Below are 14466 nucleotides of genomic sequence, written 5' to 3' on the forward strand. Positions count from 1 at the left end.
AAATTACTAACCTAAATATTATTACAATGAGCAAAAAAGGCGGATTTCAGGAGCTACTCTATTCCACAATAATGCCTAAGATTTATGGAATAGGAGCTGCGGTTGTAATCGTGGGAGCGATGTTTAAAATTCTTCACATGCCAGGAGCAGCCCTTATGTTAGGGGTAGGTCTGACCACTGAAGCAGTTATTTTCTTTTTAAGTGCATTTGAGCCAAAGCATGCTGAGCCGGATTGGGCAAAAGTTTATCCGGAATTAGCAGATGATTATGATGGCCCAGCCTCTGCTCCAAGAAAAGCAGTTCCTCAAGCAACTGGTGCTTCTGCTCAAATGGATAAAATGCTCGCTGATGCTAAAGTTGGTCCTGAGTTAATAAGGAGCTTAGGCGATGGCATGAGAAATATGGCAGAATCTGCAAAGAAAATGTCTAATCTTAGTGATGCTGCAGTAGCAACTAACGACTATGCCAATAATGTTAAAAAAGCATCAGGATCACTGCAAGAAATGAATAAGTCTTACGCATCAGCAATGCAAGCAATGTCTGGAATGGCTGAAGCGACGAAAGACACGAAGGAATATCACAGTCAGGTTCAAAACGTAACAAAGAGCCTTGGTGCTCTGAATGCCGTTTATGAAATGGAGTTAAAAGATGCGCAGAGTCACACGAAGGCACTGAACAAATTTTACTCAAATATTAGTGGTGCTTTAGAAAGTATGGCTGATGCAGGTAAGGAAACTTCTGCATTTCAAGCTGAGCTTAATAAATTAACATCGAACATTTCTGCTCTTAATAAAGTATACGGTAATATGCTTACCGCAATGCGAGGTAGTCAACAATAACCCTTAAAAACGATTGAATTATGGCAGGAGGAAAAGAAACCCCACGGCAGAAAATGATCGGTATGATGTACTTGGTGCTAACAGCATTGTTAGCATTAAACGTTAGCTCGACAGTCTTAGACAAATTCGCCTTTATCAATGAAAGTTTGGAACGGGCAAATGCCGAAACGTCCGAACGAAATGCCCGGACCATTACTGGGATGAAATCTGCCGCAAAAGATAAGGGTAACCGAGCTGATGATATGAAAGTAGTTTCAGATGCAGAAGCATTAAGAGCCGAAACAACGAAGATTCTTGCTGACATGGAAGAGTACAAAGAAAAATTCGTTGAAATTACTGGTGGCTATTTGGAAGGTCACAAAGGAGATAGACGATTCATCACTGGCAAAACAGATTATGATAAGGTTGGTAATTACATGATGCCTGTTGAAGAAGGTGGTGAAGGAAATGGTACTGAAATGAAGCAAAAATTGAATGGGTTTGCTGACTACATTCAGGAGCTTCTTAAAAAGAATGGAGCAGATGATGCTAAGCTGAAGCAATATCATAAGATCGCGCTAGATGCAGAAGAGGATCCTATTTACAGTAAAGATGAAAATCAAAAAGGTAAAAAATGGTCACAGCTTGCATTTGAGAATTCTCCAACACATGCCGGTTTAGCTACTGTTAGTGAGTTTCAAGCAAATGTTTTAGCATTTGAAACTTCTGCTTTGGATTTCTTGGTGAAAAGAGTAGGTCTTAAAGACATTACCTTTGATCAAATAAAGCCAGTTATTATGCCAGAGTCTAAATATGTAGCAGCTGGTACTAAATATAAAGCTGACATGTTTATTGCTGCTTCTGCTTCCGGGTTAAATGATAAATTAGTCATGACCTATAATGGTGAAGAAGCTCCAGTAGTTGGAGGAGTGGGTAAAGTAGAATTTACAGCTACTCCGGGTAGCTACGATAAGAGTGGGAACGCCAGAAAAGAAATCATCGCTTCAATAACCGTTCCTCAGGGAGGTGGTACGGATACCACATTTACTGATACTATTGAGTATTATGTTGTACGTCCTGTTATTCAGATTCAATCTCAATCTGTTAACGCACTTTATTACAATTGTGGTAATGCGCTGGATGTACAGGTTCCTGCGTTAGGCACTTCTTACAATCCAAGTTTTTCTGCCAAAGGAGGCGATGCAATAAAAGGATCGCAAACAGGCCAGGTAACCGTCGTTCCTAGAGCACAAAAAGTAACTTTGACCGTATCATCAGGTGGAAATGTTATTGGCTCGAGGGAATTTAGTGTTAGAGGCATCCCGGCACCTGATATTAAAGTTTTCACTAGTGCAGGAGAAGTAAATATGAAAGAAGGTATTCCTTCAAGAACTCCTGAATTAATACTTAGAGCGATACCAGATGAAAGTTTTGCGCAATTTCTCCCAAATGATGCGAAGTTTAGAGTAGCCGAAGCTGAGGTAACGCTTGTGAGTGGAGGGCTCGGAAGGGGTTCTGTTAGAGCAGGTGAAAGAATTAATCTTCGAAGTATGGGAGGCAGAAAAGGCGATCAATTAGTGATCGAAATTAAAAAAGTACAAAGACAAAATTTTAGAAAGCAGATTGAGGACTTCCAGAAGTTCCAACGCTTTATCAACATATCGTTGAAATAAACTTGTCAGATAAAAAAGTGTTATGAAAAAAATAGGTTATTTAATCGTTTTTGGTCTTGCTCTTTCTTTTTCTTATGCACAAGAAGAACTAGCGCCTTTGGTAAAACCGGAGGTTGATGAAACACAAGTTATGTTTCGAAAGACCGTGTGGCGGAGGATGAATATGAAAGAGAAGCAGAATGTACCTTTCTTCTCGCTAAATGGTGAGATTTCCAGGCTGATAGTTGAAGCAGTGGATGAAGGTTTATTGACGCCTTACAGGTCTGATTCATGTATCAATTTCATGCCCGACATCATTTTTGTCTCTAATATTTCAGTAGAGAGAGAAGAGAATCCATTTGTTGGAGGAGGCTTTAATTCTGGAGGATTTGATTCATTTGGTGATGACTCTGGTGCAGATGAGGCAACTGATGCTCAGGGAGAAGAGGCTAGACAGGAAGCTATTCCACCAGATTTATTCTCTGTTCTATATCTGCGAGAAGATGTAATTTTTGATCGTAATAGATCACGAATGTATAATTACATTCGATCATTGAGTCTTGCACTTCCTAGAGAAGCTGGATCATTATACAATCCTGCTGGCTTTGAAAAACAAGTAGCCCATTTTAGATATGATGATGTGGTTGCATTGTTTAGAGGGCCTTATGCGGATAAAGCAATCTACTATAATAACCAAAACCCTGGGCAGCACATGAACATGAGTGATGCATTTGAATTGCGAATGTTTAGAGCTCCAATTGTAAAAGTATCGAACGCTCAAGATTTGGATATACGTCAGATTTATGCTGATCAAATGGCAAGTGATCCAATGAGCGTGATTGTTATTCAACAGAAGTATGAGTACGACCTTATGGAGTACGAGTCTGAGCTGTGGGAATACTAATATGAATTGAACCTAACCCTAATCCACCGGAAAATGAACATTAGAAATTTACTCTCCTCGCTGTTAATAATAGGCGGTTTAAGCGCAAGTTCGCAGGAATTTGGAGAATTAACTGATCCAAGAGATGGAAAAGTTTATAAAATTGTTACCATCGATATTTTACTTGAAGGAGGAGTTTCAGTAAAGAGAACATGGATGGCTCAGAATCTATCTTATGAAGTACCTGAATCATTTTGCTATAAAAATGAACCAGCGTATTGCGAGGCATTTGGACGATTATACACATTTAAAGCAGCAAAAGAAGCTTGTCCAGATGGATGGCATGTCCCGACTATAGGTGAATGGAATCTATTATTTCAAACATATGGAGGTATTCATGATGCCGGTATCGCCCTACAAAAAGGTGGTGAAAGTGGCATAGATTTGGCTCTAGGCGGATTTGGTGATCCAGGCCGTGTATTTAAGAACATAGGGATAAGTGGTAATTATTGGGACGCTGAAAAGAAGTCTGATAACACTTCTGGTTTAATCTCTGTTCAAAAGGGATCAAAAGAAATATTTCACAGCGTAATAGGTGACTGGCATAGAAATAGTTGCCGATGCGTGAAGGATTACGAGTAGTAACAAATACTCAATAAATTGAAAAAGGAGATCATAGATCTCCTTTTTTTATGGCTTCAAAAATCTGGAAAGCTCTGGTTTTACCTATCAGGTTAACCAAGTCATTTTCAGAAGATTGCTTTAGCCTTTCAATGCTTCCAAACTCCCGCATTAATTCATCTCTTGTTTTTGGACCAATCCCTGTGATTCCATCAAGTGCGGAAGTAATTGATTGTTTGCTTCTCTTTTGTCTGTGAAAGGTTATTGCAAACCTGTGGGCTTCATCACGTAGCTGCTGGATTAGCTTAAGTGAGGTTGATTTTTTACTAATGTAAATAGGGATTGAGTCTTCAGGAAAGTAGATTTCCTCTAGTTTTTTTGCGATTCCAATGATTGGGATTTGCCCATAGATTTTTAATTCTTTCAACGCTTCACAGGCTGCACTTAATTGACCTTTCCCACCATCTATAACAATTAGGTTGGGATACGCGATATTTTCTCTTTTTAAATGTCCATAACGCCTGCCTACAATTTCTTTCATGGATGCAAAATCGTCAGGTCCCACTACTGTTTTAATATTATATTTTCTATAATCAGACTTTGAGGGCTTACCATTTTTAAAGCAAACCATGGATGCTACCGGATTAGTGCCTTGGATATTTGAGTTATCAAAGCATTCTATATGTACTGGGAGACTTTGCAATCTCATGTCTTCTTTAAGGTTTTTTAGAATTTCCTGATTTGGCTTAATATTGGTTCTGGTCAGCTTTTCTTTTTGATAGTAAAGTGCGTTTTTATATGACAAGTCAATAAGCTTTTTTTTGTCTCCAATTTGAGGAACGGTGATTTCTATGTTTTCCCAACCTTCAACCTTCTCATTTGTAAGGATAAATGGGTTTTCGCTCTTGTATTTTTTACGCAAATCAAACATTGAAAATCTTAGAACCTCACTATTTGATTCATCCAGCTTTTTCTTGGCTTCAATGGTTTCTGAATTGACTATCGAGCCATTTTCTATACGCATGTAATTAATAAATAATGACTTATCATTAGCAGAATGAGTCATTGTAAACACATCCGTATTGGTAATTTTTTGGTTTACAATGAGTGTTTTGATCTGAAATTTTTCTAGGAGGTCTAATTTTTCTTTAAAATTTTGGGCCAATTCGAATTTTAAATTTGAAGAAGCTTTTTGCATTTTTTCTTTGTATGACTTACCTACTACACCAATCTTTCCTTTTAAGATCTTCTTTGCCTCATCAATATCTTTCTGATAATCTTCTTCCTTTTGTAGGCCCTCACATGGTCCAAGGCAGTTTCCAATGTGGTATTCCAAACAAACTTTAAATTTCTTCTTCCTTACATTTTCTTCAGATAGGTTGTACTTACACGTTCTTATTTTATGAAGCTTGCGTATGAGATCTATCACTCCATTCATCGCCTTAACACTCGTATATGGACCAAAATACTCTCCTTTTTTATGGTCAATTTTACGCGTAGAATATATTCGAGGGAAGCGTTCATTTGTTATGCAAATGCTTGGAAAGCTTTTGTCATCCTTCAGCAGGATGTTATATCTGGGTTGATTCTCTTTTATAAGATTGTTCTCCAATAAAAGAGCATCAAACTCTGATGAGACAAGTACAAATTCGATTTGCTTAATTTCTGAGACTAAACGTTGAGTCTTTCGATTATCTAAGTTTTTCTTAGTAAAATAACTGGCTACTCGCTTTCTTAGATCTTTTGCTTTACCAACGTATATAATGGTTTCTGTTTGATCCAGAAATTTGTATATCCCTGGCTTGTGAGGCAGTTTTAAGTACTCTTCATTAGAATAACGTTGGAATTGCATTTACATAAAATCGTCTTCGTCAACAACGTCATAATCTACGGTATCAGATGAATTTAAGTTCTCTTCATACAATTCACAATCGATCACCGTTCGAAGAGGTATTGTCGGTTTTTCGAAATAGCCTTTTTCATATCCGAGTGTTTCATCTGCATATACCTTCATCATATATTTTTCCCATATAGGGAGAGCGGTTCGTCCACCTTGACCCATCGTCCAATATCTAAATCTAATGCTCCGATCGTCTCCACCTACCCAAGCTCCTGATACTAGGTCCTTCGTCACTCCGATGAACCAGCCGTCAGATGCGTTTTGAGTAGTACCTGTCTTGGCACCTAATTCATTGTCTATTTTCAACTCAGGATCTAAGATTCTCCCTGTTCCGATTTCTACGGTTCCTTTGAGCATGTGTAGCATGAGGTATGCAGTCTCTTCATTAATTGCTTCCTGCTCATCCGGGACAAATTGTTGAATCACATTTCCATTCTTGTCCTCTATTCTTGAAATGAAGAAAGGTTTGATAAAAGTCCCTTTATTTACAAACGTCGAGTATGCTCCCACCATTTCATAGATAGATACATCACCTCCAGCACCCAAACATAAAGAAGGAACAGCATCTAGTCTGCTTTCAATGCCAAGCCTTTTCGCATAATCAACTACAGTTGAAGGTCCTATTCTGTTCATCATAAAGGCTGTGATACTGTTTACTGACTGAGCCATAGCTTGTCTTATGGTCATTACCTCACCCGTAAATTTTCCATTGGAGTTTTGAGGGACCCATGTCGGAGGATCCTGACCAGGTAGGCTGAAAGAAACGGGTGCATCTACCACAGGGAAACATGGTGAGTAGCCGTTATCAATAGCCGCAGTGTAGACGATAGGTTTAAATGTTGATCCGGGCTGTCTTCTCCCTTGCTGCACATGATCAAACTTGAAGTATTGATGATTAATGCCACCTACCCAGGCTTTTATATAACCAGTTCTAGGATCCATTGACATAAATCCTGCCTGGAGGAATCTTTTGTAATAATTCAAGGAATCATAAGTACTAAAAGTCGTATCAATTTCACCCTCCCATGAGAAGACGGTCATTTTCTTTTTCTTATTTAGATAGAAGTCGATTGAATCAGATTTTTTTCCAAACCTGGTCTCTAGGTTTTTGTATGCATCAGTTCTCTTGATGGCATTGTCTAAAAACTCGGGGATTTCTTTATTATCATTATCTATCCAAGGGTTTTCACCTTGCCAATGGTCATTAAAAATTTGCTGAAGTGTATCCATATGCTCAGCTAAAGCCTCTTCTGCATATTGTTGCATTCGACTATCAATGGTTGTATAAATTTTTAGGCCATCATCGAAAAGGTCGTACCCATTTTCACTTGCCCATCTTACAAGGTAATTTTTTGCCTGTGTTCTAAAATAGGTGGCAAGTCCTTCATTTTGATTTTCAACTTTATAATTAAGTTGAATAGAATCTCTATTCAGTGTATCAAATCTAATTCGATCAATAAGACCATATTTATGAAGATTCCACAAGACTTCTGTACGTTTCCTATGAGCATTATCTGGATTTAAAACTGGACTCCATCTGGTAGGTGCATTGATCGCTCCTACCAACACCGCAGATTCCTCATATGTTAGTTGAGACGGTAGTTTATTAAAGAATGTCTTTGCTGCCACCTTAATTCCGTAGGAATTACTCCCAAATTCAACTGTGTTTAAATACATCGCTAGAATTTCTTCTTTCGTGTAGGATTTTTCCAATTGCACTGCGATAATCCATTCTTTCAGCTTGGTACTCACCTGACCAAGTGTTCTTGATTTATATAAACTACCTTGTTCTGCGGTATTCGTTTTAAAGAGGTTTTCAGCAAGCTGCATAGTCAAAGTACTACCACCACCTTTAAACGAGAAAGTAATTTTGCCAACTACCGCGCGTATAACCCCTTTTAAGTCAATCCCAGAGTGGTTCTTAAACCTCACGTCCTCGGTTACTAATAGTGTGTTTACCAACTCTGGAGATAGCTCTTCGTAAGTAACCGGGGTTCTGTTTTTTCTAAAATATTTACCAAGGGAAACACCATCTGCGCTTATCAATTCAGATGATAGATCTGGATCTGGACGTTCCAAAGCACTTAGACTGGGTAAACCTCCAAACCAACCAAACGCATCATTTTTTACCATGTAAAAAGTAGACGGTATTCCGATAACTGCTAGAATGAATGATATCCAGAGAATCCGGAGCGAGTATTTTAGAAATTTCTGACTCATTAATAATTCTTTTCAAAAAATGTTAGGTAAGCAGACACATCCTTTGTTCTATAGAAAATATCAAAGTTATCCTCCGTAATCACAAATACATCAATTTTTTGTCCTTTAAATGTCTCTTTTAGGTTCAACTCGTCATTTAGAGTGGACATAAAGTTGATTGCTGTTCCTTTCCCTGGAAATATATTTATCAAGAGCATTGACTTTTCTTCGTTGAGAATGAGGTTACCAGTCCTTAAATTATTTAAGTTTTTTTCTTGCAAGTAAGCGTTTATGGTAGCAGGTAACTGATCTGTGAGATCCGATTCAATGTCATACACAAGAACCATCAAGTGTTTTTGGTTAAAATCTTTAATGAATCGTGCTTTGGCACTATTATAACGTTTTTGTTGAAATGTCTCAGATGCTTTAAGGAGCGTCTGAGCATAAGCGTTGAGTTCACTTTCAGGATATTTTTTTATGAATTCGCCAAGCTCAAACTGGTACCTATGATCCTCTTCTGTTTGACCTACTGTAAGTACTTTTAGTAGTGCGATATTGTCAATAAATTCGCTCTCTTCATAAATATTTAGTACGCTATCAGTTGAAAAAAGGACTTCATCGTATTGACCATTTTTGTAGTTCCCATACAGTTTTTTATAAAGTTTTTTAAGCTGCTCGCTAATTGCAAAGCTTTCTTCGCGATAATTAGGATTATCTACTAGTTTGGCATAAACTGTTTCGGGATACTTCTTTTTAAGCACCTCTCCTTTTTCACTTGATAGCTGGGGATTGATGTTTTTATACAATAAATAAAGCTGATAAAGTACTTCGGCTTCATATTCCGTGTCAGGAAATCTATCGAGGAGCTTTTCAAAAGATTCAGCTGCGTTTGCATCCTCCTCTAACCGAAGATTGTAGATGTTGCCAAGGTTATATAGAGCTACTTCAATTTCCGCAAGCAGTGGAATTTTTTCCTCCTCAGTACTAGGAATTTTAGCCATTAATTGCAGAGCTTCTTCTTCAACTGAAATTTCTGTCTCATCTTCCCCTGTTGACTCAGAAACTTCTTGATAAATCACCTCCTCTTCTGGGCCATCTACAGGAGCTTTGTTTTTTCTTCGCCAATTATCTTCTAGAGCTCGATCCCCCCATTTTTTTAAAAAATCACCTCTTCCTCTACTCAAAGCATTGGAGTTATTGAAGTACCAAACTGCCCCTGTATTAGCTGTTGCAATTAAATTTTCACCGGAGCTTTGAGAAATGTTTCTAGCCCGATTAACTGCAGCTTCTTTCTCCCTTTTACGTTTTGCTTTGGCAGTCTCTCTCTGAGCCTGTATTTGCTCGGTAAATATCGATAGAACAGAATCTTCAGGAAGGGAGGCCAAATGCAATAAGCTATCATTCTTTTGGATTGTGACAATCTGCTCAACAAAATCCACAAGAATTTCTTGACGTTCTTTAATTTCTTGATAACCTTCTTCATCCTTTGGCATGGTGTTTACCGTACTGTCATAGTAACTTTTCGCCAAAACAAAATTCTTCATTGAATCGTAGTAAATCCTTCCGAGATTTAAATAAGAGTAGCCTTTTTGCCTGTTATTATTAGTGCTATTCCTAACGGATAATTCATAGTTGATGATGGCTTCTTCTAAATTGCCGTTTTTTAATTCAAAACCAGCAAGCTCATAATAAATCTTATCTCTGTATTCCTTGTTTTTGGGATCTTTCAATAAAGACTTAAAGTATTTCTGTATTTTTTTTAGGTCCCCCTCTTTTGCCAACTCGGTAACTTGTGCCATGTACAGTTTAGAATAAAATTCGAGCTCATAGTTTGGATTATTTTTTAGTACATTTTTATAGTAGCGGAAGGCTTCACTTTCAAATCCAAGTTCATGATAAGTTTGACCGATGATAAAATTAATTCTTGCTTTATCACTTGAGCTGAGTAGTGCTTCCGCCTTTACAAGACTACCCACCATTTTACTCTGATCTCCTTTCTTTTGGTATAAATAGGCAGAGTTAAGGTGTAGTCTTTTTTGATTTTCTTTATTTAGTTTCTCCTTGGCCAAATAATCGGTAACAGCAACTGCATTTTTATATTCCTGAAATTCCGTAAAACTTCTAATTAACTCTGCTAATGCATGGTGTCTTGCATTATCGTCTTCACTGTGAGTATTTACGTATTTAAATGTTTCTATGGCATCAGGGAATTCCATTGCGTAATAGCGTGCCTTTCCTACCAGAATATAGCTGTCATCTTCCCATTTGCTATTGGGGTGTCTTTGAATAGCGATTGAAGCTTTTTGGATGCAGTCTTCTATTTCAGTCTTTAGGGAAGCCGATTTTACAGAATCAAATTGAGCATAAATTGGTAGTACTTTGTTGTAATTCCACCGCTGGCTTTCGAATATGGATTTTTCAATTTCATTGATATTCTCCTTTGCAATGAAATATGCATTATAATGCGCAGTTAAATCGTGAAATGAACTACTAAGGGGGTTGTTTTTATACGGAGAACAACCTGCTAGAAATACGATTAAACATATAGAAACGACTTTCTTCAAAATAGTCTTAAAGGTTCAATGGATAACGAACTAAAATTCAATTTGGTGTAAAGATAAAACAAGGTCCATTTGCATACCTTTGTCGCCTTAATTTGCAATTATGGCTGCAAGAAAGACATTTAGCAACTGGTTAACGAACAAATACTTATTGATTATTCGCAATGAAGAAAATTTTGCGGAGAAAACAACCTTTAGCTTCAATTATGCAAGGTTATTTCTATTGTTAGCAGGGGTGGGATTGCTGGTATTATCGCTTGCCATTTACTTTGTAACAGTTGCATTGGAACAGTGGCTGGACCCGAGACACGCACAAATGGAGGCCAACCGTCAAGTACTTGAGTTATCCATGACCATTGATTCACTTGAACAAGAGGTCGGTAATAAGAATATTTACATAGAGAATATAAGAAAGATTATTGCCGGAGAAGATATTGATCAAAATGTTGAAATAAGCCCGGAATCAGACCTTCAGCCCGCTGAGCTTTCAGGATCAATCCAACCTTTGGACTCTCAATTTCGCGCAGAATTTGAAGGTTCAGAACTTGCTGATATCACGGCCCTTCCAATTGCCGTCAACTCTAACATCTATGAATTGAGAGATATTTACCTTTTCAGCCCACTAGACGGGATAGTTACAGATGGATTTAATCCTAAAGAGGATCACTATGGAATAGACATTGTCGCTCAGGAGAACGAACCCGTTCGTTCTGTGGCTGATGGGGTAGTTATTATGTCCTCATGGACACTGGATGGAGGCTACATTTTAGCAATTCAGCACCCGGGCAATTTAATTTCTGTTTACAAGCACAATTCGGAATTATTTAAAAACGTTGGTAATTTTGTGGCTGCTGGGGAAGTGGTTGCTACTATAGGGAATACAGGCGAACTTACTTCAGGGCCTCATTTGCATTTAGAATTGTGGCATAATGGCAACCCTGTGAACCCGCAAGAGTATATTGCATTATAAAATCACGCTAATGTTGAATAAGAATCAAAAGGAAGTAGAAGAGTTGAGTAACTCAAGTAACATAATTGGAAAGGGTACGATTGTTAACGGGAGCATTGAAACTTTCGGAAATATTCGAGTAGAAGGCAAAGTGGTTGGAGATATTAAAACCAAATCAAAAGCTGCGTTTGGGCATTCTTCCCAAGTGGATGGAAGTGTATTGGCGCAAAATGCGGAAGTTGCAGGACACATAACAGGCACAATTGAGGTTACTGAGCAGTTGGTGCTGAAAGCTACGGCTACAATCGATGGGGATATAATTACCAATAAACTACTGGTTGAGTCTGGCGCAACCTTCAATGGGAAATGCAAAATGGGCGTTAAAAGCAAAGAAATTAAAATTGGAAAGCCCGACGAAACAGAGCAACCACAAGCACTTAAAGCCTAAAAAAGAGTCTGGAGAAGAGAATAGGTCTTACATGAGGCATTACGCCTTGGTTTTTGAATTGACCATCTTGAATTTAGGCTTAATAATGGGGGGATATTATCTTGATGATTACCTCTCATCAAGTCCGGTAATAATTTTAATAGCCACTTTTTTGGCAATGACCGGCACCATTTGGTTGCTACTAAAGTCTTTGAAATGAAATCGAAATGGGTTGCCTTAATTGGCATTATGGTCGCTCTGCTCTCTGTTGAATACTTGTTGGCCAAGTCAATTGATTTTCATCCCGCTTTTAAGCTGATGGTTTTCTTTTTCACTGCGCAAGGCTTTGTGTTATTCAGAATTGATCACTGGGCTCCCAAAGAATGGAAGGTGCAAATGTCGATGGTAAAAATCGTCATCAGGCTTTTATCATCGATGGTATTCATTCTGGTCCTGATTTACTCGCAAAATGATCAGTTCAATTTAGTCGTTCAGTTTATTATCCTCTATTTGATATATATGATCTTTGAAATAGTTGAGGCATTGACTAACTTGCGCCGAAATTGAGGAATGAACAAATATCTGATGAAAATAGGCGCTATCTTAAGGCAATCTAACTTTCTGAAAATCAACAGGTTTTTAGCTTTAATGCTACTTGTTATGCCAGGTATGGTATGGGCCGGTGGTGGTTCAAAAAAGGATGGAGAGGAGCAATTTGATCCAAGTGAGATGATTAACCATCACATCTCTGATTCTCATGTGTGGGAAATTTATCACGGGTTAACAGTTTACCTCCCAGTTATCGTCTACTCTGAAGAAAAAGGTCTGGATATTTTCTCGTCCGCAAACTTTTATGATCACGAGGAAGTAGTGCCGTATAATGGCTACATCATGGACCATGATCATATCACCTTAGAAAATGGAGGAAATGTATTTGATATCTCTATTACCAAAAATGTTTTATTCCTTTTTATTGATGCGATCATTTTAATACTGGTCTTTTCTGCGGTTGCGAGAGGATATAAGAAGAATGCCGGAAAAGCACCAAAAGGGATTCAGTCATTTTTTGAGCCGATCATCGTTTTTATCAGAGATGATATTGCTAAGGATAACATCGGGAAGAAATACGAGAAGTTTATGCCGTATCTTCTTACGGTATTCTTTTTTATCTGGTTCGGAAACTTACTGGGACTATTGCCAGGAGCGGCTAACTTGACGGGGAACATTTCAGTGACATTAGTGCTGGCATTATTGACGCTGTTTTTTACACTTTTTTCAGGAAGAAAAACATATTGGCTACACATTGTAGATCCTTTGGGAAAATCCATGCCTTGGCTTGGTAAGATTTTCATGTATTTGATATTGTGGCCGGTTGAGATCATCGGGATTTTCACCAAGCCATTTTCATTGATGATTCGATTGTTCGCAAACATCACGGCAGGTCATATTTTGATTTTAAGTATCATAAGTCTGGCATTTGTATTCCAAAGCTTATCAGTGGGAGTCGTAGGTGCGCTTTTCGCAACAGTGATGAATATGCTGGAGCTTTTTGTGGCCGTGTTGCAGGCATATGTGTTTACACTTCTTTCCGCATTGTACTTCGGTCAAGCGGTAGAGGAGCATCATTAATTTTTTGAAACCAATTTTTAAACTATAAATAATTTATCATGGGAGCAATTGGAGCAGGTTTAGCAGTATTAGGAGCAGGTCTTGGAATCGGTTTGATCGGTAAAGGAGCTACTGAAAGTATTGCTAGACAACCAGAAGCAGCTGGTAAAATCCAAACAGCAATGATTATTGCAGCAGCCCTTATTGAGGGTGCAGCTTTATTCGGTGTTGTAGTTGGACTTTTGGCTGTAAACCAGGGAGCATAAAAATTCCTAAAAGACTTGGCTATGACCACATTAGGTGGCATGGCCAGGTTTTAATTGAAAGACATTTACTATTAAAATATATATACCGTGGCACTAGTAACACCAGACATTGGTTTGATCATATGGCAATTGATCGTTTTCCTAATCGTACTGTTTATCTTACGAGCATTCGTATGGAGGCCTATTCTTAGCGCTCTTAAAACGCGTGAGTTTCAAATCGAAGATTCGCTTCGTGCGGCAGAGCATGCGAAGGAGGAAATGAAGCAAATCCAGGCGGACAATGAATACCTTCTTCAAGAAGCCCGAATCGAGAGAGATGCCATTTTAAAGGAAGCGAGAGAAGAGTCAGGTCGCATTGTAGATCATGCAAAAGCTGAAACATCTGATATCACATCCAAAATGATTCAGGACGCCAGGGAGGCAATTGATGTCGAGAAAAAGGCAGCTCTGACGGAAGTAAAAGAATTAGTGGCCTCTTTATCTCTAGAAATTGCCGAAAAAGTACTTCGAGAGAATCTTTCTGATGATAAGTCGCAAAAAGCATTAGTCGCTAAATTTATTAAGGACGTAAAAGTTAATTAA

General features: G+C 38.2%; 13 protein-coding genes. 10 read left to right on the plus strand and 3 right to left on the minus strand.

Annotated elements, in window-relative coordinates; translation table 11 throughout:
* Positions 1 to 26 precede the first annotated feature (26 nt).
* Genes gldL through ACO05G_RS18415 form a run of 4 tightly spaced genes read left to right on the plus strand, consistent with a single transcriptional unit; the run spans position 27 to position 3995 of the window.
* Entirely contained in the window at positions 27 to 839 is an 813-nt protein-coding gene (gene gldL / locus ACO05G_RS18400) for a gliding motility protein GldL (RefSeq protein WP_348283391.1), read from the plus strand.
* A 20-nt stretch (positions 840 to 859) separates the two neighbouring features.
* Positions 860 to 2491 carry a gliding motility protein GldM gene (gldM, locus tag ACO05G_RS18405; RefSeq protein ID WP_421764061.1) on the plus strand — a complete coding sequence of 544 codons (1632 nt, stop codon included), beginning with the start codon at positions 860 to 862 and terminating at the stop codon, positions 2489 to 2491.
* A 22-nt stretch (positions 2492 to 2513) separates the two neighbouring features.
* Positions 2514 to 3374, plus strand: a complete 861-nt coding sequence (gene gldN, locus ACO05G_RS18410; protein WP_421764062.1) for a gliding motility protein GldN — start codon at positions 2514 to 2516, stop codon at positions 3372 to 3374.
* A gap of 33 nt (positions 3375 to 3407) precedes the next feature.
* On the plus strand, positions 3408 to 3995 hold the full coding sequence (locus ACO05G_RS18415; RefSeq protein ID WP_421764063.1) for an FISUMP domain-containing protein: 588 nt from the start codon (positions 3408 to 3410) through the stop codon (positions 3993 to 3995).
* 31 nt (positions 3996 to 4026) lie between these two features.
* Here ACO05G_RS18415 and uvrC read toward each other — a convergent pair whose 3' ends face one another.
* Genes uvrC through ACO05G_RS18430 form a run of 3 tightly spaced genes read right to left on the minus strand, consistent with a single transcriptional unit; the run spans position 4027 to position 10637 of the window.
* A complete protein-coding gene (uvrC, locus tag ACO05G_RS18420) occupies positions 4027 to 5826 on the minus strand; it encodes an excinuclease ABC subunit UvrC (RefSeq protein ID WP_421764064.1) in 1800 nt (599 codons plus the stop codon).
* On the minus strand, positions 5827 to 8094 hold the full coding sequence (locus ACO05G_RS18425; RefSeq protein ID WP_421764065.1) for a penicillin-binding protein 1A: 2268 nt from the start codon (positions 8092 to 8094) through the stop codon (positions 5827 to 5829). It lies immediately after the preceding gene.
* A complete protein-coding gene (locus ACO05G_RS18430) occupies positions 8094 to 10637 on the minus strand; it encodes a tetratricopeptide repeat protein (RefSeq protein ID WP_421764066.1) in 2544 nt (847 codons plus the stop codon). Before ACO05G_RS18430 ends, ACO05G_RS18425 begins: the two co-directional genes overlap by 1 nt.
* A 100-nt stretch (positions 10638 to 10737) precedes the next feature.
* On the opposite strand from ACO05G_RS18430, the gene ACO05G_RS18435 reads away from it, so the two are divergent.
* The 6 genes from ACO05G_RS18435 (at position 10738) to atpF (ending at position 14466) form a co-directional block, all read left to right on the plus strand.
* On the plus strand, positions 10738 to 11604 hold the full coding sequence (locus ACO05G_RS18435; protein ID WP_348283398.1) for a M23 family metallopeptidase: 867 nt from the start codon (positions 10738 to 10740) through the stop codon (positions 11602 to 11604).
* 10 nt (positions 11605 to 11614) lie between these two features.
* The gene (locus ACO05G_RS18440) at positions 11615 to 12031 is read left to right on the plus strand and encodes a polymer-forming cytoskeletal protein (RefSeq protein WP_348283399.1); all 417 of its coding nucleotides are present in this window, start codon (positions 11615 to 11617) and stop codon (positions 12029 to 12031) included.
* Positions 12032 to 12226: 195 nt separating this feature from the next.
* Complete coding sequence (locus ACO05G_RS18445) at positions 12227 to 12577, plus strand: hypothetical protein (protein WP_421764067.1); 351 nt, start codon at positions 12227 to 12229, stop codon at positions 12575 to 12577.
* Positions 12578 to 12580: 3 nt separating this feature from the next.
* Positions 12581 to 13639 carry a F0F1 ATP synthase subunit A gene (gene atpB, locus ACO05G_RS18450; RefSeq protein ID WP_421764068.1) on the plus strand — a complete coding sequence of 353 codons (1059 nt, stop codon included), beginning with the start codon at positions 12581 to 12583 and terminating at the stop codon, positions 13637 to 13639.
* 38 nt (positions 13640 to 13677) lie between these two features.
* A complete protein-coding gene (gene atpE / locus ACO05G_RS18455; protein WP_348283402.1) occupies positions 13678 to 13884 on the plus strand; it encodes an ATP synthase F0 subunit C in 207 nt (68 codons plus the stop codon).
* A gap of 87 nt (positions 13885 to 13971) precedes the next feature.
* On the plus strand, positions 13972 to 14466 hold the full coding sequence (gene atpF / locus ACO05G_RS18460) for a F0F1 ATP synthase subunit B (protein ID WP_421764069.1): 495 nt from the start codon (positions 13972 to 13974) through the stop codon (positions 14464 to 14466).

Origin of the sequence: Ekhidna sp. (assembly GCF_965227465.1) — a bacterium.
Lineage (GTDB): Bacteria > Bacteroidota > Bacteroidia > Cytophagales > Cyclobacteriaceae > Ekhidna.

Bases quoted from the DNA above. Each gene is read 5' to 3' on its own strand.
- ACO05G_RS18415 (WP_421764063.1), top strand. From the start codon at position 3,408: ATGAACATTAGAAATTTACTCTCCTCGCTGTTAATAATAGGCGGTTTA.
- ACO05G_RS18435 (WP_348283398.1), top strand. From the start codon at position 10,738: ATGGCTGCAAGAAAGACATTTAGCAACTGGTTAACGAACAAATACTTA.
- ACO05G_RS18440 (WP_348283399.1), top strand. From the start codon at position 11,615: ATGTTGAATAAGAATCAAAAGGAAGTAGAAGAGTTGAGTAACTCAAGT.
- ACO05G_RS18445 (WP_421764067.1), top strand. From the start codon at position 12,227: ATGAAATCGAAATGGGTTGCCTTAATTGGCATTATGGTCGCTCTGCTC.
- gldM (WP_421764061.1), top strand. From the start codon at position 860: ATGGCAGGAGGAAAAGAAACCCCACGGCAGAAAATGATCGGTATGATG.
- atpE (WP_348283402.1), top strand. From the start codon at position 13,678: ATGGGAGCAATTGGAGCAGGTTTAGCAGTATTAGGAGCAGGTCTTGGA.
- ACO05G_RS18425 (WP_421764065.1), bottom strand. From the start codon at position 8,094: ATGAGTCAGAAATTTCTAAAATACTCGCTCCGGATTCTCTGGATATCA.
- gldL (WP_348283391.1), top strand. From the start codon at position 27: ATGAGCAAAAAAGGCGGATTTCAGGAGCTACTCTATTCCACAATAATG.
- uvrC (WP_421764064.1), bottom strand. From the start codon at position 5,826: ATGCAATTCCAACGTTATTCTAATGAAGAGTACTTAAAACTGCCTCAC.
- gldN (WP_421764062.1), top strand. From the start codon at position 2,514: ATGAAAAAAATAGGTTATTTAATCGTTTTTGGTCTTGCTCTTTCTTTT.
- atpB (WP_421764068.1), top strand. From the start codon at position 12,581: ATGAACAAATATCTGATGAAAATAGGCGCTATCTTAAGGCAATCTAAC.